A 19,883-nucleotide genomic window follows, 5' to 3' on the forward strand; every position below is an offset into this window, starting at 1 on the left:
CGGAGCCCTCGTGCGAATCGCGAGGGGCTCGGCGTGCCCGGGGACGCGACTGTCGCTCCGGAGCGAGACCGCGACGCCGCGACCGCTCAGGCGCGCTGCGGCGGCGTGACCCGCACGACGTCGAGCGCCGCGGTGACGGCCGGGTGCGCGCGGCGCAGGAACGGGTCGAGGCCGAGATCGACGAGGTGCACGCGTCCGGCGAGCTCGGGTCCGCGCCCGCGGACGAGTCCCGCCTTGAGCGCACCGAACGTGACAGTGAGGTCGGCGGGGAGGACGGCGACATCCGCGGTGCCGTCGTCGGGGTCGAGCCCGCTCGGTACATCGACGGCGATCACCCGCGGTCGCCCCGAGGGGAGCGCGAGGATGCACTCGACGATCGCCCGGGACCCCCCGCGCAACCGCCGGTCGGTCAGGCGCCCGATCCCCAGGATGCCGTCGAGCACCAGCGCGTAGTCGCCGACCCGCGCGCAGACCTCCGACGCCGGCAGCACGCGCGCGCCCGCGGCGACGGCCGCGTCGAAGGCGGCGCGGTGCACGCGGTCGCGCACCAGCACGACGTCGACGCGCTCGGGCCCCCGGGCCAGCTCGGCCGCGGCGTAGAGCGCATCGCCGCCGTTGTCGCCGGCGCCGACGAGCACGAGCACGGGGCCGGGCGCCCGCGCCGACTCGGCCGCGGCGATCTCGGCGAGGGCCGACGCCGCCCAACGCATGAGCGGGTGCCCCTCGGCCAGCCGCGGGGCTTCGGCGGCCCGCACCGCGTCGGCCGTGTAGGCGGCGACGCGTTCGCCGGTGGCCAGCACGGCCGATCGCGGGTCAGACATCGGTCCGGGAGCCGGCCTTCGCCCCGGCGTTCGACTCGGCCTCGCTCTCGCGCGCGGCGGCGGTGGGATCGGCGGTGGCGAGCGTCTCGCGTTCCTTCGTTTCGGCCTCGCGCGCGGCCGTCAACTCGCCGGTCGCCGCCTGGACGGCCTTCTCGGCGCGGCGGACGCGGAACTGGATCATCGTCGACGCGCCGAACTTGGCGCGGACGCGGTCATGGTCTTCTTCGGTCGCCACGGTGATGTACGCCCCGGCGATCAGGATCACCTGGCTCGACAGGTTGAGCCAGAGCAGAAGGGCGATCAGCGAGGCGAACGTCGCCAGCAGCGGGTTGTTGCTCGCGCCGCCGATGAACAGTCCCGACAGCTGCTGGAGCACCACCAGGCCGAAGCCGCCGAGGAGGGCCCCGCGCAGGAGAGTGCTGCGGCGGGTGCGCACCCCGGACAGCGCCGCGAACGCCACCGCGATGGCGGCCGAGTCGAGCGCCAGCACGATGATGGTCGACACGAGCCACGTGAAGAACGCGGTCACCCACGAGTCGGCGGACACGCCGATGAGCTCGCGCACGAAGGTCAGTCCGGCGGTGGCGACGAACGTCACGAGCGCGGCGGCGACGAGCGCGACGCCGATGCCGAGGGCCACGCCGAGGTTGCGCAGCAGCACCCACACGATCAGCGTGTCGTCGGTGGTCACCCCGGCGATCTGACGGAGCGCGGAGCGCAGCGAGCCGATGGCGCCGATCGCGGCGCCCAGAAGACCGAGGGTTCCGAGGATGCCGCCCAGCGTGAAGCCCGCCGGGGCATCGATGCTGCTCACGTCGAGCAGCCCGTCGGGGCCGACGAGACCGGGGACCACGCTGTTCACCGAGCTCGTGAGGGCGCTCAACCCGGCGGGGTTCCCCGCGAGCCAGAGCGCGGCGAACGAGAAGCCCAGCAGCACCGCGGCGAACAGGCTGAACAGGGTGCGGTAGGTCACGCTGTCGGCCAGCATGGGGCCACGCGCCCCCGAGTAGACGAGGAAGGCGCGCACGACACGGAGCGACAGGGCCCACGCGGTGACACGACGAATGAGGGCGGGCATGGGGTCAGCGTATCCACGCCGAGACGACCGGCCAGCGGGGTTGACCGATCGGACCGCGCGCGACAGCCGAACGGGCCGCGCGCCTCTCGACGCTCTCGCACCCGAGGCGTGACGTTCCGGGGGCGCCGGCCGCTGAACTCACCACGGGCCGGAGAGCACCCGCCACCACGTTCCGGCGAGAAGGAAGGGTCCGAAGGCGAGCGCGGCGCCGCGCTCCCCCGCCGCGATCGTTCCCGCCGCCGCGACGCCTCCGGCGACGAAGCCGGCCGCCAGACCCGACACCGCGGCCTCGACGCCGCACCATCCGAGGACCGCGCCGCAGACCGCGGCGAGCTTGACGTCGCCCCCGCCGAACGCCGCCGGGCGGGCGAGATGCACCGCGAGGCAGCCGACGAACGCCAGCGCCGCTCCCCCGACGACGCCACCCACGCGTTCGGGTTCACCGATGTTCAGCGCCGAGCCGACCAGCAGCACCAGGATCGTCGCCCCGCCCGGCAGCACGAGCGCATCGGGGAGGCGGTGCGTTCGCACGTCGATGACCGCCAGCGCGAGGCCCAGCACCGCGAACACCGCCAGAGCGGGGGCGAGAGCCCATGGCATCCGGAACCTCAGGCGTCGAGAACGGCGAGGTCGACCAGCACCACCGCATCGGGGGCGATGCCCTCGGCGTCGCGCACCGCGCGCTTCAGCGGCAGCACGTACACGCCACCGGTCTGCGGGAAGATCGACGTGCGCCAGGTCGACCCGCCGATGGTCGCCTCGACGCGCACGCCGCCGAACCCGCGACGATACGTCTGCACCTCGCGGATCTCGGTGCTGAGCTCGACCGGGACCGCCACGAAATACCAGTCGCTGTCGCTGCGGGCCTCCCACCGGAAGACCTCGCCCTCGAACCGTACGAACATGGGTCCTCCTGTCATCGCGGTCACCCTACTCGGAGGCTCCGACGTCGGTGCGCGCCCGTCGCCTGGGGAGAAACCGTGCCGACACGACGGCGTCGACGCCGAGGGCGACCGCCACCGCCGACGCGTACACGACGAGGTCACGGGCGTCGAAGCCGGTGCCGAGCACGAGCGCGAGCGGGGGGAACCCCTCGGCCAGCACCAGCGGGATCCCCGTCAGCTGCAGCAGCTCGACGCCCACGCACCACAGCGCGGCGCCGAGCGCGAGCAGCGCGCGCGACGCGCGCGGGAAGAGCATCACGAGACCGGTGTACGCGGCGACGGCGTACAGCGCGTCGCCCGCGACGTCGGTGGCCTCCGAGCCGGGCAGCCCGCGGGCGACGACGAGGCCGGCCCCCACGACGACGATCAGCGCCCCCAGTGCGGCCACGCGACGACGACCGGCGGTCACGCGAGCACTCCCGCCGCCCGCGCGGGGTCCGCGTACGCGCGGGCGAGAGTCGCGACGGTGTCGTGGGCGTTCAGACCGCTGGGGTTGGGGAGCACCCACGTGGGAACACCGGCGATCGCCTCGTCCTGCCGCCCCGCGGCGGCTCTCGAACGCGCGAAGCCCTGGCGGTAGGCGGTGAGCCCCACCACCGCGACCGCGCGGGGCCGCAGCGCGTCGACGCGCTCGACGAGCGCCGCCGCACCGGCGCGCAGCTCGTCGCGCGAGAGCTCGTCGGCCCGCGCCGTCGCCCGCGCGACGAGGTTGGTGACCCCGATCCCCGCGTCGAAGATCATGCGGCGATCCTCGTCGCCGAGGGGCGCCGCATGGGCGGGCAGCCGCGGGAGGATCCCCGCCTGCACGAGCGCGGGCCAGAAGCGGTTGCCGGGGCGGGCGAAGGGAGTGCCGGTCGCCGCCGTCCACAGCCCCGGGTTGATGCCGACGAAGAGCAATCGCACACCGGTCTCGACGAGGTCGGGCCGCGTGGCATCCCGGTACGACTCGAGCTCGGCGCGCGTGTATCCCATGAGACCACTATGACCACTACCCGGACGCACCCCGCGCGTCTGCCAGGATCGGAGGAATGGATGCCGTACCCGCGCTCACCGAGATACCCACGCCGCAGTTCGTCATCGTCGGCGACAACGTGCGCCTGGCGACCTACACGTGGGGCGACCCCGACGCCGATCCGGTGCTGTGCGTGCACGGGTTCGGGTCGAGCACGCGCGACAACTGGGTGAACACCGGGTGGGTGCGCGACCTGCTGCGGGCGGGCTTCCGCGTCGTCGCCGTCGACCAGCGCGGCCACGGGGCGAGCGACAAGCCGCACGAGGCCTCGGCGTACACGATGCCGACGCTCGTGGGCGACCTCGTCGCCGTGCTCGACACCTACCTGCTCGACCAGGTGCGCTACCTCGGGTACTCCCTCGGCGGACGCGTGGGATGGCAGCTCGCCGTCGACGCCCCCGAGCACGTCGAGCGCGCAGTGCTCGGCGGCATCCCCGACGGGCGCCCCCTCGCGCGGCTGCAGGTGGACCAGGCGCGGGCGTTCCTCGACCACGGCACCCCGGTCGAAGACGCCACCACCCAGCGCTACGTCTCGCTCGCCGAGCGCGTGCCCGGCAACGACCTGCGGGCCCTGGTCGCGATCGCCGAGGGGATGCGCCTGGGCGAGACCGACCCCGACCCGGCGTCGCCGCCGCAGCAACCCGTGCTCATCGCGACGGGCACCGAGGATCCGATCCACGACCAGTCGCAGCACCTGGCGGGGCTCCTCCCCCGCGGCGAGTTCGCCGATATCCCCGGGCGCCACCACGTGAACGCCCCCGGCGCGCGGACGTTCCGCGAGGCGGGCCTGGAGTTCCTCTCGCGCGACGCCTGACGCACCGGCAGCAACGGCCCGCCCGACGACGAGCCCAGGTCGGGTCAGGATGCCGCGACGGTGAGTTTCGGAGACGTCGGCGCGCGCGTGGCCGCCGCTTGCAGCCCCACGCGCACGGTCTGGCCGGGGCTGAGCACGGCGCCGTACCCGTCGCCGTGACAGGTGACTCTCGAGCCCGTCACGCTGCACGTCATGCCCCAGGCGCTGGTGATGGCCGTGGTTCCGGGGGCGTCGAAGGTCACGGTCCAGGCTTTCACCGACCCGGTGGCTGTCAGCGCCAGCTCGGCGACGTAGCCCTCGCCCCACGCGCTCTGCGGAATCCACTCCGCGCGGAGGGCCGCCGACGAGGAGGGCTTCGGCGACGACGACGGGCTCGACGTGGGCTTCGGGCTCGACGTGGGCTTCGGGCTCGACGTGGGCTTCGGGCTCGATGACGGCTTCGGGCTCGACGTGGGCTTGGGGCTGGTCGACGGCAGCGGAACCGTCGTCGGCTTGACGCTCACCGAGGGCTTCGGCGACGAGGACGGCTTCGGGCTCGTCGTGGGCTTGGGCGTCGCCACCGGCGTGAGGATGGGCGCGAGGGCCGCGAGCTTCGCCTTCTGCGGGGTCCTCCAGTCGTCGGCGACGAGGCCGCCGGTGTCACCGCTGTTGGGGTTGAACGACCAGTACGCGTAGCTCGTCTTCGTCTTGGCGAGATAGGCGACGAGCGTCTTCAGCCAGGCCCGATCGCTGTCGGTCTCGAGCTTGGTGCCGAACTCGCCGAGCAGCACGGGGGCGATGTTCTGGCGCACCAGGTAGCCCCAGTTGGCATCCCAGATCCCCTCGAGGTTCGCCGGATAGTTCGGTGCCGAGAACCACTCCTGGGCGTGGACGGTCGCGGGGTACTCGTGCGGGGAGTAGACGACGCGGTTCTTCACCGAGAGGGTGACGGGCGCCGACCGCACGTCCTTCAAGCCGCCGCCCCACCACGTGTTCGTGCCGTCGTTCTGACGCTCGACGCCCTCGACCACGATCAGCAGCTTCGGGTTGACCGACAGCACGGCGTTGCCGGCGCGGGTGGCCGCCGCGCGCCAGTCGCGCGCGGGGTCGCCGCAGTTCCAGCAGGCGGGGCCGTGGGGCTCGTTGTGCAGGTCGACGCCGATGACCGCCGGCTCGTTCTTGTATCGGGCGGCGAGCATCTTCCAGTCGTCGATCCAGCGCTTCTCGCTGTACTGCGCGGTGTACCACAGCTCGCTCTGCGCGCCCGAGTCGGGCCTGTGCCGGTCGAGGATCACCGAGATCCCGCGGGCCTTCGCGCGCGCGATGACGGTGTCCATCAGCCTCAGCGGTGTGAGGGCGACGAGGTCGGCGTTGACCGAACCGTTGATCGAGTTGGAGGTCTTGGCCGCGAGGCACTCGTTCGAGAACGGGAGGCGGATGGCGTTGAACCCCATGCCGGCGATGGCGTCGAGTCCCGCGTCGAGCGAGATCGACCACAGGCCGTGCGGGGCGCAGTTCGAGGTCTCCATGCCGAACCAGGCGACCGCCTTGATGGTGAAGGGAGTGCCCGACGCCGTGACGATCGTCGAGCCGCGGGTCGACAACCAGCCCGGAAGCGAGGGCGCCGCAGACGCCGCCGGGGCGGCCACGGCACCGGATGCCAGCAGCGTCGCGGCCGCGGCGATCGCGGCCCCGCGCACGACCGCGCGACGCGTCGACCGCCATCGTTCCCGCCACCCGGACATGCGCACCCCCGCGGTCATCGTAACGGGGCGCGACGCGCCCGGGATACGCGGGCTCGTCCCGAAGACGCCCACCGCGAGGTTCCGCACTGCACGTTCGACGGTTTCCGCGTTGTTACGCCCCGGTAAATGCCGAAAACATCATTGATAAAGGTCGCTCAGCGCTGATACCGTCGCCGATCATGGCTCCCCTCACTGATCGCACCGCCGTCCTCGACCGAGTGTCGAAGGCGATCGTCGAGCAGCTGCAGGAGGACGGGCGGCGCTCCTACTCCGAGATCGGCAAAGCCGTCGGTCTCAGTGAGACCGCCACCCGCCAGCGCGTGCAGAAGCTCCAGGATGCCGGCATCCTGCAGATCGTGGCGGTGACCGACCCGTTGCAGCTCGGCTTCGCGCGCCAGGCCATGATCGGCGTGCGCGTCTCGGGCGACACCCGGGTCGCCGCGGCCGCGATGACCGAGCTGCCCGGCGTGACCTACGTGGTCTCCACGGCCGGGTCGTTCGACCTGCTCGTCGAGGTCGTCTGCGAGAGCGACGACGACCTGATCGACCTGCTCAACGACCGCATCCGGTCGCTGCCCGACATCGTCTCGACCGAGACGTTCGTCTATCTGAAGCTCCACCGACAGCTCTACAACTGGGGAACGCGATGACCCTTCTCGACACCGATCTGCACACCGACCTCCAGGCCAAGGCCCGCGACCACCTGTGGATGCACTTCTCCCGCCAGTCGACGATGACCGACGGCCCGGGTGTTCCCATCATCGTCAAGGGCGAAGGCCACCACATCTTCGACGCCACCGGCAAGAAGTACATCGACGGCCTCGCCGGTCTCTTCGTCGTCAACGCCGGTCACGGCCGTCGGCGCATCGCCCAGGCCGCGGCGAAGCAGGCTGAGGAACTGGCGTTCTTCCCCCTGTGGTCCTACGCGCACCCCGCCGCGATCCAGCTCGCCGAACGCCTCGCGCACCTCGCCCCCGGCGACCTGAACCACGTCTTCTTCTCCACCGGCGGCGGTGAGGCGGTCGAGACCGCCTTCAAGCTCGCCAAGCAGTACTGGAAGACGCAGGGCAAGCCCACCAAGCACAAGGTCATCTCGCGCGCGATCGCCTACCACGGCACGACGCAGGGCGCCCTGGCGATCACCGGCCTGCCGGTCATGAAGCACATGTTCGAACCCGTCACCCCCGGCGGCTTCCGGGTGCCGAACACCAACTACTACCGCGCCGAGGAGTCGGGCTTCGGGGGCGGGACGCCCGAGGAGTTCGGCCTGTGGGCCGCCGACCGCATCGAGCAGATGATCCAGTTCGAGGGCCCCGAGACGGTGGCCGCGGTGTTCCTGGAGCCGGTTCAGAACGCGGGCGGCTGCTTCCCCGCCCCGGCCGGGTACTTCCAGCGCGTGCGGGAGATCTGCGACAAGTACGACGTGCTCCTCGTCTCCGACGAGGTGATCTGCGCGTTCGGCCGACTCGGCCACTACTTCGGCGCGGCCGCCTACGACTACCAGCCCGACATGATCACGTTCGCCAAGGCGGTCACCAGCGGATACTCCCCCCTCGGCGGCACGATCATCAGCGACCGCATCTACGAGCCGTTCGCCCACGGCGACGCGACCTTCCCGCACGGCTACACCTTCGGCGGACACCCCGTCTCGGCGGCGGTCGCACTCGAGAACCTCGACGTGTTCGAAGAGGAGGGCCTGCTCGAGAACGTGCGCACGAACTCCCCGATCTTCCGCTCGACCCTCGAGCGGCTGAACGACCTGCCGATCGTCGGCGACGTGCGCGGCGACGGGTACTTCTTCGGCATCGAGCTCGTCAAGGACAAGGCGACCAAAGAGACCTTCGACGACGACGAGTCCGAGCGCCTGCTGCGCGGCTTCCTGTCGAAGGCCCTCTTCGACGCCGGCCTGTACTGCCGTGCCGACGACCGGGGCGACCCCGTGATCCAACTCGCGCCGCCCCTCACCATCGGTCCCGCCGAGTTCGACGAGATCGAGCAGATCCTGCGTTCCGTCCTCACCGAGGCCTGGACCCGCCTCTGACCCCCGGGATGCCGGCCCGACCGATGCCGGCATCCCTCTCCCGCTCCCACCCCTGAGCGGTGCTCCTGATGCTGTACCCGACACCATCCCGCTTCGCGCCGAGCGCGCGCGGCCGCACCCTCTTGGAGGAGCCATGAACGACAACACCCGCGCCGCCACGGCCGCGCACACGAACTCGGGCGCGAAACTGGCCCGCACCCTGGGACTCTGGTCGATCGTCGGCCTGGGCCTGGGGTACATGACCCCCACCGTCGTCTTCGACACCTTCGGCCTCGTCGCCGAGAAGACCAACAACGTCGTGCCCGCCGCCTACGCGGTCGCCCTCGTCGTGCTCGTGTTCACCGCCATCAGCTACGGCAAGATGGTCCGCGTCATCCCGAGCGCGGGCTCCGCGTACACGTACGCCCGCGAGGCCATCCACCCGGGCGTCGGCTTCGTCGTCGGCTGGACCGCGCTGATCGACTACATGCTGCTGCCGATGGTGAATGCCCTCATCCTGCGCAGCTACATGGAGGCGCTCTTCCCCGACATCCCCGGCTGGATCTGGGTCGTCGTCTTCACCGCGGGCGTGACCCTCGTGATCTACCTGACCATGCGGGGCACCTCGAACGTCAACATGATCCTGCTGGTGTTCTCGATCCTCGTCATGACCGTCTTCGTCGTGATGGTCGTCGTGCAGCTCGTGGGCGGTGCGGGCGCGGGAACCGCCGTGTCGCTCGCCCCCTTCGCCCACAGCGAGGTGCAGTTCGGCGCCGTCCTGGCCGGAGCCACCGTCGTGTGCTTCTCGTTCATCGGCTTCGACGCGGTGTCGATGTACTCCGAAGAGGCGAAGACCCCCAAGATCATGCCGCGGGCGATCCTGCTCACCCTCGTCGTCGGAGGCCTGATCTTCCTCGTCGCCTCGTACGTGACGCAGCTGCGCTTCCCCGACTCGACCGCGTTCCCTCCCGAGGCCATCGAGGACAGCACGCTTCCCGAGATCGGAGTGCAGGTCGGCGGCCCGGTGCTGCAGGCCGTGCTCACGGCGGCGGGCTTCGCCGCGACCCTCGCGTCGTGGCTCGCCTCGCACGCCTCGGTCTCTCGCATGCTCATGGTGATGGGACGCAACAACGTGCTTCCGCGCCGGATCTTCGGCTTCATCAACCCGAAGACGCACACCCCCACGTTCTCGATCGTGATCGTCGGCGTCGTGAGCCTGCTCGCGATCCAGTTCACCCTCGAGCAGATCGCCGCGTACATCAACTACGGCGCACTCGTGGCGTTCTCGTTCGTCAACATCTCGGTCATCGCCTGGTTCGCGATCCGCCGGGGACTGCGCAAGACCCCCGGCGACATCGTGCGGTACATCGTCATGCCCACCATCGGCCTGCTGCTGACCGCCCTGCTGTGGGTCAATCTCGACGGGCACGCCCTGATCGGCGGTCTCATCTGGACGACGCTCGGGGTGGTCTACCTCGTGATCCTGACCCGCGGCTTCCGGCGGCCCATCGCCTCGTTCGACGAGAACCAGCCGGTGACGGGCGTGAACAAGACCGTCTCCGGTCCGCGCTCCGAGATCTGAGTCCCGGCATCACGGCCGCGGCCTCCCTTTGTTCCGGGATGCCGCGGCCGTGACGGTGCCGCCGCCGACCGGGGAGCGTGCCGAACTCCTGAGTCATCGCGGTCACACGCGGGCCATGAGCGAGAAAGCGGCTCGAACGGCCGGTTCATCCGGAGTCCGGCACGCTTCGCCAACGGCGTCAGCGCTCGAACGGGGTCAGCGCTCGAACGGGGTGACCGCTCCGAGCACGACGGTCTCGCCGTCGTGGCCGTTCGCCCACCAGTGCGGGGCCGAGCAGCCGTAGGTCACGGTGTCGCCGGCGTGCAGCTCGACGCGCCGGTCGGCCTGGCAGACGACGAGGACGCCCGCCTCGACCGTCACCGTCTCGGTGCCGATGTGGCGGAACGGGCTGGCCTCGTTCGTAAACCCCGCCGGCAGGGTCGAGCGGATGAGCTGCAGCATCGACTCGCCCCGCGGCGTGAGCAGCTCGCGGACGGCACGCTGGTGGGCCGGGGCGTCGGCGGCGGTGGGCATGACGTGACGCTTGGCGCGGGTCACCACGGCCAGCGGCACGGCGGGTTCGTCCAAGAGCTGTCCGACCGGGATGCCGAGCGCCCCGGCCAGACGCTGAAGGGACTGCAGCGAGGGGTTGCCGAGGCCGCGCTCGAGCTGGCTGACCAGCCCGAAGCTCACCCCGGCCTTCTCGGACAGGGCGTGCACGCTGAGGCCGAGGCGCTTGCGGGCATCGCGTACCGCGGCCCCGAGGGTCTCGACGGCGCGCTGCTCGTCGGCATCCGTGGCTCGAGTCATGACCGTGTCAGCGTATCGCCGTCACGCCCGTACGCGCGGACCGTCGGGTGGCACCGCCGCCAGCAGGGCGCGCGTGTAGTCCTCGCGGGGATGGGCGAACAGCTCGGCCGCGGGCGCTGCCTCGACCACCCTGCCGCCCCGGAGCACGACGACGTCGTGGCTCATCTGCTGCACGATCGCGAGGTCGTGGGCGATGAACAGGTACGTCAGCCCCTGCTCGAGCTGCAGGCGCCGGAGCAACTGCAGGACCCGCGCCTGCACCGAGACGTCGAGCGAGGCCGTGGCCTCGTCGAGGATCATCAGTTCGGGCTCGAGGGCCAGGGCGCGGGCGATCGAGACCCGCTGACGCTGGCCACCCGACAGCTCGTGCGGGTAGCGGCGCGCGAACTCCGGGTCGAGGTCGACGAGGGTGAGCAGCTCCGCGACGCGGGCCGAGCGCGCGGTGGTCGTCGCCCCGACGAGCCGGTGCACGCGGAGCGGTTCGGCGATCGCATCCGCGACGGTGCGGCGGGGGTCGATCGAGGCGAAGGGGTCCTGAAAGACCATCGCCACGCGTCGACGCTCGCGCCGCCGCGCGCGCAGCACGTCGCGCACCTCCGGTCCCTGCGCATCGGCGAGGGTCGCGGTGCCCGCGTGCGGGGCGATCAGACCCGTGAGGGCGTTCGCGATGGTCGACTTGCCCGACCCCGACTCCCCCACCAGGGCCAGGGTCGTTCCGCGGCGCACCGTGAACGAAACGTCGTCGACGGCGTGCACCGTGCGGCGCCCCGCGGGCGTCTGTACGGCGAAGCGCACGTCCAGCCCCGCTACGCGCAGCAGCGGGGCCGCCGCGGGCGCGGGCGCGGGACCGGCTCCGGCCACGACCCGGGGACGCGCCGCGAGCAGCTCCTTCGTGTAGGCGTGGCGAGGGTCGGCGTACACCTCGGCGAGCGCGCGCTGCTCGACGGCCTCGCCGCCGCGGAGCACGAGCACGTCGTCGGCGACCTGCCCGATGACGCCGAGATCGTGGCTGATCCACACCACCGCGGTCCCGCGATCGCGCTGCAGCTCGCGCACGAGGTCGAGGATCTGCGCCTGGGTCGTCACGTCGAGGGCGGTGGTCGGTTCATCGGCCACGAGCAGGGCCGGGTCGCACGCCAGGGCGATCGCGATCATCACGCGCTGCTTCTGCCCGCCCGAGAACTGGTGCGGGTAGGCCTCGACGCGCTCCTGGGGGTCCGGGATGCCGACGGCCTCGAGCAGCTCGACGGCTCGGGTGTGCGCCGCCCGGCGGGACAGTCCCCGGTGCACCTCGAGGGATTCCGCGATCTGTCGCCCCACAGTGAGGAACGGGTTGAGAGAGGTGGAGGGGTCTTGGAAGACGAAGCCCACCGAGTCGCCGTGCACCGAGCGGAGCGCGGCCTCCGACGCTCCGACGAGTTCGAGGCCCGCGGCATCCGGGCTCGTCCGCAGCACGCTGGAGCCGCTCACCCGTCGCCCCGGGGCGTCGATGAGCCCGGTGGCGGCGAGCACCGTGAGCGACTTGCCGGAACCCGACTCCCCCACGATGCCGAGGGTCTGGCCCCGCTCCACCGAGAAGTCCAGGCCCCGCACGATCGCGGTCTCGCCGATCGCGACGCGCAGATCGCGCACTTCGAGAACGTTCATCGTGTGCTCTTTCCGTCACGGTGCGTCGGAGTCGACCTGCGCGAGAGGGCGGCGGCGACGCGCTCTCTCCGGCGCTGACCCTGGCGCGCTTCGATGATGGTGCGCTGGCGGGGGTCGAGTCCGTCGCGCAGACCATCGCCCAGCAGGTTGAACGCGAGGGCGGTGACGAAGATCGCCGCTCCCGGGAACACGCTCATCCACCACGCCTGGGCGAGGAAGCCCTGCGCGGTGAACAGCATCCCGCCCCACGACGGCGCGGGCGGCTGGATCCCGAGGCCGAGGAACGACAGCGCCGCCTCGGAGAGGATCGCGAACGCGAGCGAGAGCGAGGTCTGCACCACCACCGGACCGCCGATGTTCGGCAGCACGTGGCGCACGAGGATCATCGGGGCGGGCGTGCCCATGCTGCGCGAGACCTGCACGAACGGCGACGTCCGCAGCGACAACGTGCTGGCCCGGGCGACGCGGGCGAAGATCGGCGTGTAGACGACGCCGATGGCGATGGTCGTGGTGAGCATGCCCGGCTCGAAGATCGCGATGATGGCGAGCGCCAGCAGCAGGACGGGGAAGGCGAACATCACGTCGACCACGCGCATCAGGGTCGCATCGACCGCGCCGCCCGCGTAGCCGGCGACCACGCCCAGCAGCAGGCCCAGCACCAGGGCGAGGGCGACGGCGATCACGGCGATCGTGAGCGAGGTGGATGCCGCCCGCAGCACGCGCGAGAACACGTCGCGGCCGAGCTCGTCGGTGCCGAACCAGTGGGCCGGGCTCGGCGCGGTGAGCGCTCGGGAGACGTCGATCTCGTTCACGCCGTAGGGCGCGATCCAGGGGGCGAGGAGCGCGGCGACCACGATGATCGCGAGCACGACGGCGGCGGCCACGGTGAGGGGGTTCGCGGCGAGCAGGCGCCACGATGCCACGCGGGCGGGAGTCGCGGGCGCAGCCGCGGCGGGGACGAGGGCGGGGTCGGTGGCACTCATGCGGCTCGGATCCTCGGGTCGACGACGGCGTAGAGCACGTCGACGATCAGGTTGACGACGATGAACATGACGGCCACCAGCAGCACGGCCCCCTGGATGAGGGGGTAGTCGCGCGCCGCGACGGCGTCGTAGACCAGGCGGCCGAGGCCCGGCCAGGCGAAGACCACCTCGACGACGATCACCCCGCCGAGGATGGTGGCGAGCTGGATGCCGGCGATCGTCAGCACCGGCACCAGTGCTCCGCGCACGATGTGCCGCGACACGACGATGCGCCGCGGCAGCCCCTTCGACACCGCGGTGCGCACGTATCCGGCCGAGGCCACGTCGATGACCGCCGCGCGGATGTAGCGCGTCATGATGGCGCCCGCGACGAGACCCACGGTGAGTCCGGGCAGCGCGACCTGTCGCAGCCACCCCGCCGGGTCGTCGGTCAGGGCGACGTACCCGCTGGCGGGGAGCCATCCGAGGGTCACGGAGAAGAGGGAGATCAGCAGCATCCCGAGCCAGAAGTCGGGGATCGAGACGCCGAACTGGCTGCTCAGCCGCACGATGACGTCGCTCACGCGTCCCTCGCGGAGGGCGGAGTACACCCCGGCGGGGAGCGAGATGAGCAGGGCGACGACGAGGCCCACGACGGCGAGGGACACCGTGGCGGGCAGGCGCTGGAGGAGGGTCGTGGTGATCGGCTGACCGTTTCGGAAGCTGACGCCGAAGTCGCCGGTGACGGCGTGCAGGACGTACGAGACGAACTGCTCGGGCAGGGGGCGGTCGAGACCGGATGCCGTGCGCAGCGCCTCGTACGCCTCGGGGGTGTACCGGGTGCCGAGGGCCAGACGCACCGGGTCACCGGGCACGAGGTGCACCAGGGCGAACACGACGATCAGCACGCCGAGCAGCACCACGGCCGACGACAGCACGCGCGTGCCGATGAATCGGAGCACCTGTGCGGGGGCGATCCTCATGGGTCCCTCCTCTGTTCGAGCCGTGGGGGCGCCGACCCGGCGCCCCCACGGCGGGGATCACTTGTCGAGGCTGGTGCCGGCGAAGCGGATCGCGCGGTCGGCCCGGGTCTCGTACCCCGTCACGGCCGGCGACCACACCTGGGTCACCGAGGGGTTGTAGAGGTAGATGTAGCTGGCCTTGTCGGCGATGATCGTCGCGGCGTCCGCGTACAGCTTCTTACGGGCGTCGGCGTCGGTCTCGACCCGACCGGCGTCGAGCAGGCGGTCGACGTCGGGGTCCGAGAACTTCTGCGCGTTGCTCGCACCGTCGGTGTGGTGCTGCGAGTAGTAGAAGTCGTCGGGGTCGATGTTGCCGAGCCATCCCATCATCAGCATGTCGAAGTTGCCGGAGTTCTGCTCGTCGAGCCAGGTGGAGAAGTCGGGCTGACGGATCTGCACCTGGATGCCGAGGGGTTCGAGGTTGGCGGCGATGATCTGGGCCGCGGTCACGGTCTCGGGGTAGTCGCTCGTGGCGAGCAGATCGAGCGTCCCGCCGGTGTACCCGGCCTCGGCGAGCAGCTGCTTCGCCCTGTCGACGTCGGTGGAGTACTGGTCGTACTCGGTGTACCACACGCTCTGTGTCGGGATGGCGAGCTGGTTCTTCTCGGCGGTGCCGTAGCTGACGGCCTGCACGATGGCATCCCGATCGATGGCGTACGCGATCGCCTGGCGGACGCGCACGTCGCTCCACGGTTGCTTGGCCTCGTTGAGCGCGAGGTACCAGTAGTCGCTGGAGGGGGTGAGGCCGAGGGTCACCGCGCTGTCGTTCCCGAGTTGCTCGACCTGCTGGGCGGGCACCACGTCGGTCCAGTCGATGTCGCCGGCTTTGAGCGAGGCGAGGGCGGTCGCCGGCTCCGAGATGAAGCGGTACTCCACGCCGCCCAGCGACGGTGCGCCACCCCAATAGTCGGGGTTGGCGGTGAGGGTGATGTGATCGCCGGCGGTGTAGTCGCTGAGCGAGAAGGGGCCGGTGCCGACGGGCGCGGTGGTGATGTCGCCCGATTCGACGTTGGCCTTCTCGACGATCGCCATGCCCTTGAAGCCGCCGAGGTTCGACAGCAGGTTGGGGGTGGGCTGGGTGACGGTGATGACGACGGTGGCGTCGTCGGGGGCGGCGACGTCGGCGACGGTGGCGAACTTCCACGCGTTGGAGAGCTCTTCGTCGATGATGCGGCGGTAGGAGTAGACGACGTCTTCGCTGGTGAAGGCGGAACCGTCGTGGAACGTGACGCCGTCTCGCAGGTGGAAGGTCCACGTGAGCTGGTCGTCGCTGGTCTCCCAGCTCTCGGCGAGCGCGGGCTGCATCTCGAGTGCCGCGTCGGGCGCGACGAGGGTGTCGTAGACGTTCTCGAGCACCTCGAACGCGAAGTACGACGTCGTCTTCTGCGGGTCGAGCTGGTCGGGCTCACCGCCGATCGCGGCGACGAGGGTCTGGCCGGAGGCGGTGCCGGAGTCGCCGAGGTCCACGCCCTGACCGGCCGAGCAGCCGGCGAGGGCGAGGGTCGCGGCGAGCGCGCCGGCGATGCCGAGTGTGATGCGCGTGTTCATGTGGATGCCAATCGGGTGAGCGAATCATCATTTAGATGATGTTTCGATCAGTATGTGCAAGCATGGGGACGGACACAAGCCCCGGCCGGCACCGAAACACGATCTTCACAAACCGCCGTCGTCCCCCCGGGCGCCCCTCGCCGACCCCTCGGGAGCATCCATGACCTTCACCGTCCTCGGCCGCGACCCTCTGCGCGGGCGGATCGGCGCCGCCACCGCGAGCAGATCGCTCGCCGTCGGCGCCTCGGTGCTCGCGGTCGCCCCGGCGGTGGGCGTCGTGGCGAGTCAGGCGTGGACCAACCGCTCGTTGCGTGCGCTGCTGCTCGACGAGATGCGGGCGGGATCCGACGCGGCCGCGGCGGTCGCGCGCGTCCCCGACTGGGACGACGGGTCGCGCCTGCGGCAGGTCGCCGTGCTCGGCTGGGCCGGCGACGGTGCGGCGCGCTCCGGCGCCGACATCACCGCCTGGGCGGGCCACCGGGTGGGGCCGGATGCCGTCTTCGTCGGCAACCTGCTCGTCGGCGGCGAGGTGCTCGAGGCGATGGCCGAGACCTGGACGGCGACGGCCGGAATCGATCTGGCGGAGCGACTGCTGGCGACGCTCGCCGCGGGCGACGGGGCCGGGGGCGATGCGCGGGGCCGCCAGAGCGCCGCGCTGCTGGTGGCCTCCCGCACAGACACCCTGCTCGATCTGCGCGTCGACGACCACACCGACCCTGTTCCGGAGCTGGCGCGCCTCCGCCGCCTCGCGGGGCAGGATGCCGAGGCACCCGCCCGCGCCCGGTGGTGAGGGGCGCTACGGCGCGGTGTACTCGGTGGTGACCGTCTCGGTCGTCGACGCCGTTCCCGCCGGCATCCGCACCGTGCCCGTGACGCTCACGCTGTAGGTGCGACCGGATGCCACCTCGGTGAAGACGGTCGATCCGCGAAGACCCGCGATGACCACGGGATAGGCGCGACCGGTCGAGGTGTCGGTCACCGTCACCGAGAAGGCGGTGGGCGTGCCGATGTCGTTGGTGGTCCAGGCCAACGCGACACCCGCGGGGTCGGCGGTGGCCGTCAGCGCGGTGATGCGGGGAACAGCGGGGAGGGCGGCCAGCAGGTTCGGCGTCCCGGCCGGGAGATCGGCCACGTGGCCAGTCGCCGCCGCCGTCGTCAGCGCGGCCTGCACCTCGGCCGGGCCCCAGGCGGGGTGCAGCTGACGCAGACGGGCCGCGAGGCCGGCGACGTGCGGCGTGGCCATCGACGTCCCGTCGAACACCGCAGTCGAGGAGTCGAGGTAGGTCGAGGTGATCCCCGAGCCGGGGGCGAGGATGTCGACGCACGGACCGTAGTTGCTGTACCACGCGAGGGTGCGGCTCGAGTCGATCGCTCCGACGGTCAGCAGATCGGGAGCGCCTGCGGGCGAGACGTTGCACGCGTCCTGCGTCTCGTTGCCGGCGGCGACGACGATCACGAAACCGAGCTCGATCCCGTCGTCGATGATGTCGTCGACGAAGGCGTTGCGCGGCAGACCCAGGCTCATGTTGATGACCGCGTTCGCCCCGTCGTGGTTGTCGTAGATCCAGAACATGGCGTACAGCAGGGCGAGGCCCGAGCCCTCCCGACCACAGCCGAGCACGCGAACGGGCACGATTCGCACGTCTTTGGCGACGCCGTATGTGGTGCTGCCGACCGTGCCCGCCACGTGGGTTCCGTGACCGTTGCAGTCCTCGGTGCCCCGACCGTCGTCGACCTCGCTGTGACCGTTGGCGGCGTCGACGCGCCCCCCGAAGTCGGGATGCGAGGACTGCACGCCGCTGTCGACGATGAACGCCGTGACGCCCGCTCCGGTGGAGTCGTACAGGTAGTGGTCGTCGGTGAGGGCGGCGGTGTTGTCGACGGCATCCAGACCCCACGAGGGGGTGGGGGTCTGATCCGCCGACGCCGTCACGATCTCGTTGGGCAGGAAGCGGGCCTCGGGGATGACCGCCAGGATCGCCGGCACCTCGGTGGCGGGCACGGCGACGTAGACCGTGTCGCCGCGCGTGACGGGGCTCACCTCCGCGACGTCCGGCAGGGCGCGCAGCTGGTCGTAGCGCGCGGTCGGCACGGCGACGAGGTCGTACGACAGCTCGATCCGCAGCCGCTCCTCTTCGGTGGCGTCCGCGGGGATGCCGATCGCCTCCGACCACGACGGGGTCGCCGCCGCGACCGCGGGCGCCGGCGGCGGGGAGGCCGCGGCCTCCGGCGTCGCGGGGGCGGAGGGCCACACACCGACCACGCCCGCCGTGGTCAGCAGGACCCCGACGATGCCGACCGTCCACCAGCGACGAGCACCGGACGGGCGACGCCCGGGCGGGCGAGGAGTGGGGGTCACGGGTTCTCCTTCGTGCGGACGGCTCAACATGAGGGCGCCACGGATGCGAGGGGGATGACGATCTGCGACGACCCCGACGCCGCGGGCACGGGGTACCCGACCGCGGCCACGCCGGTGGCGACCACGCCGTCGCCGTCGCGGTGGATGCTCTCGCCGAGCAGGAACAGGTCGGCACCGATCGGGGTCGCGCCGTTCGGGACGGCCGTGGCTTCACGCACGGTGTTGCCCGACACCATGAACACAGCCGGCGCGCCCGCCGCGGTGACGACGGGCAGCACTCGCTCGCCGAGGTACGACGGGTTTGGGGTGAGGGTCCCCCACGACGCGATCCCCGTGGCCACGACACCGGCGCCGTACGGGCAGTCGCCGTCCCAACTCACCCGGTAGATCGAGCCGTCGGCGGCGAATAGGTCGCCGGCGATCGGCGTCGCCCCCGTCGGCGGCCCCGCGGGACTGCCGAACTCGAAGGCGGCGCGCGTCTCGTCGAGCGGGGTGCGCAGCAGTCGCGGCGTCCCGTCCAGGGCGCGGTAGGGCAGCTCGAACTGTCCGGTGCCGCCCGCGCCCTGCTCGTGCTCGAGCAGTTGGCCGTAGGCGGCGACATCGGTGGCGATCGCGACGCCGGCGCGGTAGACGGTGGTGCCCGCCAGGAACAGATCGGCCGCCACGGGCGTCGCCCCGGAGGGGATGCCGACGACGGGGACGACCGTCCCGGCCTGCGTGTCGTATACCGCGGCGGAGCCGTCTTCGAGACGCAGGGGCAGCAGGAAGGCCTCGTTCTTCGCGGGCGCCTCGGCGAGGGCGCCCGCGGCTGCCACCCCGGTGTACACGACCCCGACACCGGCGCGGTAGAGCGCGGCGTCGTGCAGGAAGAGGTCGTGGGCGAGGGGCACCGCCCCCGCGGGGACCAGCGAGACCGCCGACAGCGTCCCCGGCGTCATCAGCAGCCGTCCGCTGAACGCGGTGAGGGTGGCCGAGGCGCTCGTCGCGCCACTCGCCGAGGCGGCCAGGGTGCCGGTCGCGCCGCTGCCCGGAACGTGGATGGTCCCGCACGGGGCCGTGCCGTCGGCGTCGGTGACGACGGTGGCGGTGACGGCGGCCGCATCGAAGGTGTAGCCGTCGGAGAGCTGGAGCACCACGCTCACCCCCGCCTGGGGGACGCCGCCCGTGGCCGCGTGGACGACGGCGTCGGTGATGTCCTCGCACGGCACTCCCGCGTAGGAGCCGGACGAGAACGACAACGTCACCCCCGACACCGCGAAGGCCGGGCTCGTGACCACGAGCGCGAGGGCGGGAACCGCCCACGTGCCCGCCACCACCACGGCGCGCCGACTCGGGGCGGCACCGGACAGGTCGATCCGAGCCCGGGGGCCGTCGAGGTTGTGACGCACCGGTCATCCTTCCCGTCGTCGGCCGCGGGGCGACCGGCGCCGTGGCACACGGCGTTCTCGCGACGATGCCCGGGGTGAGGGGCGGGTCCGGCGAGCGGCCGCGGGGGCCGGAGCGGGTGAGCAGCGCCGAGGACGCGGCATCCGGCTGCCGTTCCCGACGCGCGGCGGGCGCC

The 19,883-nt window shown here is 71.8% G+C and carries 19 protein-coding genes; 5 read left to right on the forward strand and 14 right to left on the reverse strand.

Annotated features, from left to right (window positions below; all coding sequences use genetic code 11):
• Positions 1 to 86 precede the first annotated feature (86 nt).
• The 6 genes from IFU40_RS09040 to IFU40_RS09065 all read right to left on the reverse strand — a co-directional run bounded on the left by IFU40_RS09040 (position 87) and on the right by IFU40_RS09065 (position 3,815).
• A complete protein-coding gene (locus IFU40_RS09040) occupies positions 87 to 821 on the reverse strand; it encodes an NAD(P)H-hydrate epimerase (RefSeq protein WP_191926114.1) in 735 nt (244 codons plus the stop codon).
• Positions 814 to 1,899: a YhjD/YihY/BrkB family envelope integrity protein gene (locus IFU40_RS09045; RefSeq protein WP_191926115.1), complete on the reverse strand. Its 1,086-nt coding sequence runs from the start codon at positions 1,897 to 1,899 to the stop codon at positions 814 to 816. Before IFU40_RS09045 ends, IFU40_RS09040 begins: the two co-directional genes overlap by 8 nt.
• Positions 1,900 to 2,037: 138 nt before the next feature.
• Complete coding sequence (locus tag IFU40_RS09050; RefSeq protein WP_191926116.1) at positions 2,038 to 2,499, reverse strand: prepilin peptidase; 462 nt, start codon at positions 2,497 to 2,499, stop codon at positions 2,038 to 2,040.
• 8 nt (positions 2,500 to 2,507) lie between these two features.
• On the reverse strand, positions 2,508 to 2,804 hold the full coding sequence (locus IFU40_RS09055; RefSeq protein ID WP_055937323.1) for a DUF1905 domain-containing protein: 297 nt from the start codon (positions 2,802 to 2,804) through the stop codon (positions 2,508 to 2,510).
• A gap of 25 nt (positions 2,805 to 2,829) precedes the next feature.
• On the reverse strand, positions 2,830 to 3,252 hold the full coding sequence (locus IFU40_RS09060; protein ID WP_191926117.1) for a DUF2809 domain-containing protein: 423 nt from the start codon (positions 3,250 to 3,252) through the stop codon (positions 2,830 to 2,832).
• Positions 3,249 to 3,815, reverse strand: a complete 567-nt coding sequence (locus IFU40_RS09065; RefSeq protein ID WP_191926118.1) for a mismatch-specific DNA-glycosylase — start codon at positions 3,813 to 3,815, stop codon at positions 3,249 to 3,251. The genes IFU40_RS09060 and IFU40_RS09065 overlap by 4 nt, the downstream gene beginning before the upstream one ends.
• 56 nt (positions 3,816 to 3,871) lie before the next feature.
• Between IFU40_RS09065 and IFU40_RS09070 the strand changes: the two genes are divergently transcribed.
• On the forward strand, positions 3,872 to 4,669 hold the full coding sequence (locus IFU40_RS09070; RefSeq protein ID WP_055835433.1) for an alpha/beta fold hydrolase: 798 nt from the start codon (positions 3,872 to 3,874) through the stop codon (positions 4,667 to 4,669).
• 44 nt (positions 4,670 to 4,713) lie between these two features.
• Here the strand turns inward: IFU40_RS09070 and IFU40_RS09075 are convergent, their stop codons facing one another.
• Entirely contained in the window at positions 4,714 to 6,393 is a 1,680-nt protein-coding gene (locus IFU40_RS09075) for a cellulase family glycosylhydrolase (RefSeq protein WP_191926445.1), read from the reverse strand.
• Positions 6,394 to 6,572: 179 nt separating this feature from the next.
• On the opposite strand from IFU40_RS09075, the gene IFU40_RS09080 reads away from it, so the two are divergent.
• The 3 genes from IFU40_RS09080 to IFU40_RS09090 all read left to right on the forward strand — a co-directional run bounded on the left by IFU40_RS09080 (position 6,573) and on the right by IFU40_RS09090 (position 9,995).
• Positions 6,573 to 7,043, forward strand: a complete 471-nt coding sequence (locus tag IFU40_RS09080; RefSeq protein ID WP_055835427.1) for an Lrp/AsnC family transcriptional regulator — start codon at positions 6,573 to 6,575, stop codon at positions 7,041 to 7,043.
• Entirely contained in the window at positions 7,040 to 8,434 is a 1,395-nt protein-coding gene (locus tag IFU40_RS09085) for an aspartate aminotransferase family protein (RefSeq protein ID WP_191926119.1), read from the forward strand. Before IFU40_RS09080 ends, IFU40_RS09085 begins: the two co-directional genes overlap by 4 nt.
• A 133-nt stretch (positions 8,435 to 8,567) precedes the next feature.
• The gene (locus IFU40_RS09090) at positions 8,568 to 9,995 is read left to right on the forward strand and encodes an APC family permease (RefSeq protein ID WP_191926120.1); all 1,428 of its coding nucleotides are present in this window, start codon (positions 8,568 to 8,570) and stop codon (positions 9,993 to 9,995) included.
• A 195-nt stretch (positions 9,996 to 10,190) separates the two neighbouring features.
• Here the strand turns inward: IFU40_RS09090 and IFU40_RS09095 are convergent, their stop codons facing one another.
• From IFU40_RS09095 to IFU40_RS09115, 5 genes are read right to left on the reverse strand one after another with little or no spacing between them, the layout of a single operon-like run.
• Positions 10,191 to 10,784 carry a helix-turn-helix domain-containing protein gene (locus tag IFU40_RS09095; protein WP_055835421.1) on the reverse strand — a complete coding sequence of 198 codons (594 nt, stop codon included), beginning with the start codon at positions 10,782 to 10,784 and terminating at the stop codon, positions 10,191 to 10,193.
• A gap of 21 nt (positions 10,785 to 10,805) precedes the next feature.
• Entirely contained in the window at positions 10,806 to 12,431 is a 1,626-nt protein-coding gene (locus IFU40_RS09100; protein WP_191926121.1) for a dipeptide ABC transporter ATP-binding protein, read from the reverse strand.
• Positions 12,428 to 13,414, reverse strand: coding sequence for an ABC transporter permease (locus IFU40_RS09105; RefSeq protein WP_082509347.1), 987 nt, complete (start codon positions 13,412 to 13,414; stop codon positions 12,428 to 12,430). The genes IFU40_RS09100 and IFU40_RS09105 overlap by 4 nt, the downstream gene beginning before the upstream one ends.
• On the reverse strand, positions 13,411 to 14,376 hold the full coding sequence (locus IFU40_RS09110; protein WP_191926122.1) for an ABC transporter permease: 966 nt from the start codon (positions 14,374 to 14,376) through the stop codon (positions 13,411 to 13,413). Before IFU40_RS09110 ends, IFU40_RS09105 begins: the two co-directional genes overlap by 4 nt.
• A 57-nt stretch (positions 14,377 to 14,433) precedes the next feature.
• The gene (locus tag IFU40_RS09115) at positions 14,434 to 15,963 is read right to left on the reverse strand and encodes an ABC transporter substrate-binding protein (RefSeq protein ID WP_191926123.1); all 1,530 of its coding nucleotides are present in this window, start codon (positions 15,961 to 15,963) and stop codon (positions 14,434 to 14,436) included.
• A gap of 160 nt (positions 15,964 to 16,123) precedes the next feature.
• On the opposite strand from IFU40_RS09115, the gene IFU40_RS09120 reads away from it, so the two are divergent.
• The gene (locus IFU40_RS09120) at positions 16,124 to 16,753 is read left to right on the forward strand and encodes a DUF1028 domain-containing protein (RefSeq protein WP_191926124.1); all 630 of its coding nucleotides are present in this window, start codon (positions 16,124 to 16,126) and stop codon (positions 16,751 to 16,753) included.
• Between the two features lie 6 nt (positions 16,754 to 16,759).
• Here the strand turns inward: IFU40_RS09120 and IFU40_RS09125 are convergent, their stop codons facing one another.
• Positions 16,760 to 18,322 carry a S8 family serine peptidase gene (locus tag IFU40_RS09125; protein WP_191926125.1) on the reverse strand — a complete coding sequence of 521 codons (1,563 nt, stop codon included), beginning with the start codon at positions 18,320 to 18,322 and terminating at the stop codon, positions 16,760 to 16,762.
• A 23-nt stretch (positions 18,323 to 18,345) separates the two neighbouring features.
• Complete coding sequence (locus IFU40_RS09130; RefSeq protein WP_191926126.1) at positions 18,346 to 19,710, reverse strand: hypothetical protein; 1,365 nt, start codon at positions 19,708 to 19,710, stop codon at positions 18,346 to 18,348.
• Between the last annotated feature and the right edge of the window lie 173 nt (positions 19,711 to 19,883).

It is taken from the genome of Microbacterium sp. CFBP 13617 (genome assembly GCF_014839445.1).
Classification (GTDB): Bacteria; Actinomycetota; Actinomycetes; order Actinomycetales; family Microbacteriaceae; genus Microbacterium.

Bases quoted from the DNA above. Each gene is read 5' to 3' on its own strand.
- IFU40_RS09100 (WP_191926121.1), bottom strand. From the start codon at position 12,431: ATGAACGTTCTCGAAGTGCGCGATCTGCGCGTCGCGATCGGCGAGACC.
- IFU40_RS09065 (WP_191926118.1), bottom strand. From the start codon at position 3,815: ATGGGATACACGCGCGCCGAGCTCGAGTCGTACCGGGATGCCACGCGG.
- IFU40_RS09045 (WP_191926115.1), bottom strand. From the start codon at position 1,899: ATGCCCGCCCTCATTCGTCGTGTCACCGCGTGGGCCCTGTCGCTCCGT.
- IFU40_RS09090 (WP_191926120.1), top strand. From the start codon at position 8,568: ATGAACGACAACACCCGCGCCGCCACGGCCGCGCACACGAACTCGGGC.
- IFU40_RS09050 (WP_191926116.1), bottom strand. From the start codon at position 2,499: ATGCCATGGGCTCTCGCCCCCGCTCTGGCGGTGTTCGCGGTGCTGGGC.
- IFU40_RS09055 (WP_055937323.1), bottom strand. From the start codon at position 2,804: ATGTTCGTACGGTTCGAGGGCGAGGTCTTCCGGTGGGAGGCCCGCAGC.
- IFU40_RS09095 (WP_055835421.1), bottom strand. From the start codon at position 10,784: ATGACTCGAGCCACGGATGCCGACGAGCAGCGCGCCGTCGAGACCCTC.
- IFU40_RS09120 (WP_191926124.1), top strand. From the start codon at position 16,124: ATGACCTTCACCGTCCTCGGCCGCGACCCTCTGCGCGGGCGGATCGGC.
- IFU40_RS09070 (WP_055835433.1), top strand. From the start codon at position 3,872: ATGGATGCCGTACCCGCGCTCACCGAGATACCCACGCCGCAGTTCGTC.
- IFU40_RS09105 (WP_082509347.1), bottom strand. From the start codon at position 13,414: ATGAGTGCCACCGACCCCGCCCTCGTCCCCGCCGCGGCTGCGCCCGCG.
- IFU40_RS09040 (WP_191926114.1), bottom strand. From the start codon at position 821: ATGTCTGACCCGCGATCGGCCGTGCTGGCCACCGGCGAACGCGTCGCC.
- IFU40_RS09080 (WP_055835427.1), top strand. From the start codon at position 6,573: ATGGCTCCCCTCACTGATCGCACCGCCGTCCTCGACCGAGTGTCGAAG.
- IFU40_RS09075 (WP_191926445.1), bottom strand. From the start codon at position 6,393: ATGTCCGGGTGGCGGGAACGATGGCGGTCGACGCGTCGCGCGGTCGTG.
- IFU40_RS09115 (WP_191926123.1), bottom strand. From the start codon at position 15,963: ATGAACACGCGCATCACACTCGGCATCGCCGGCGCGCTCGCCGCGACC.
- IFU40_RS09085 (WP_191926119.1), top strand. From the start codon at position 7,040: ATGACCCTTCTCGACACCGATCTGCACACCGACCTCCAGGCCAAGGCC.
- IFU40_RS09110 (WP_191926122.1), bottom strand. From the start codon at position 14,376: ATGAGGATCGCCCCCGCACAGGTGCTCCGATTCATCGGCACGCGCGTG.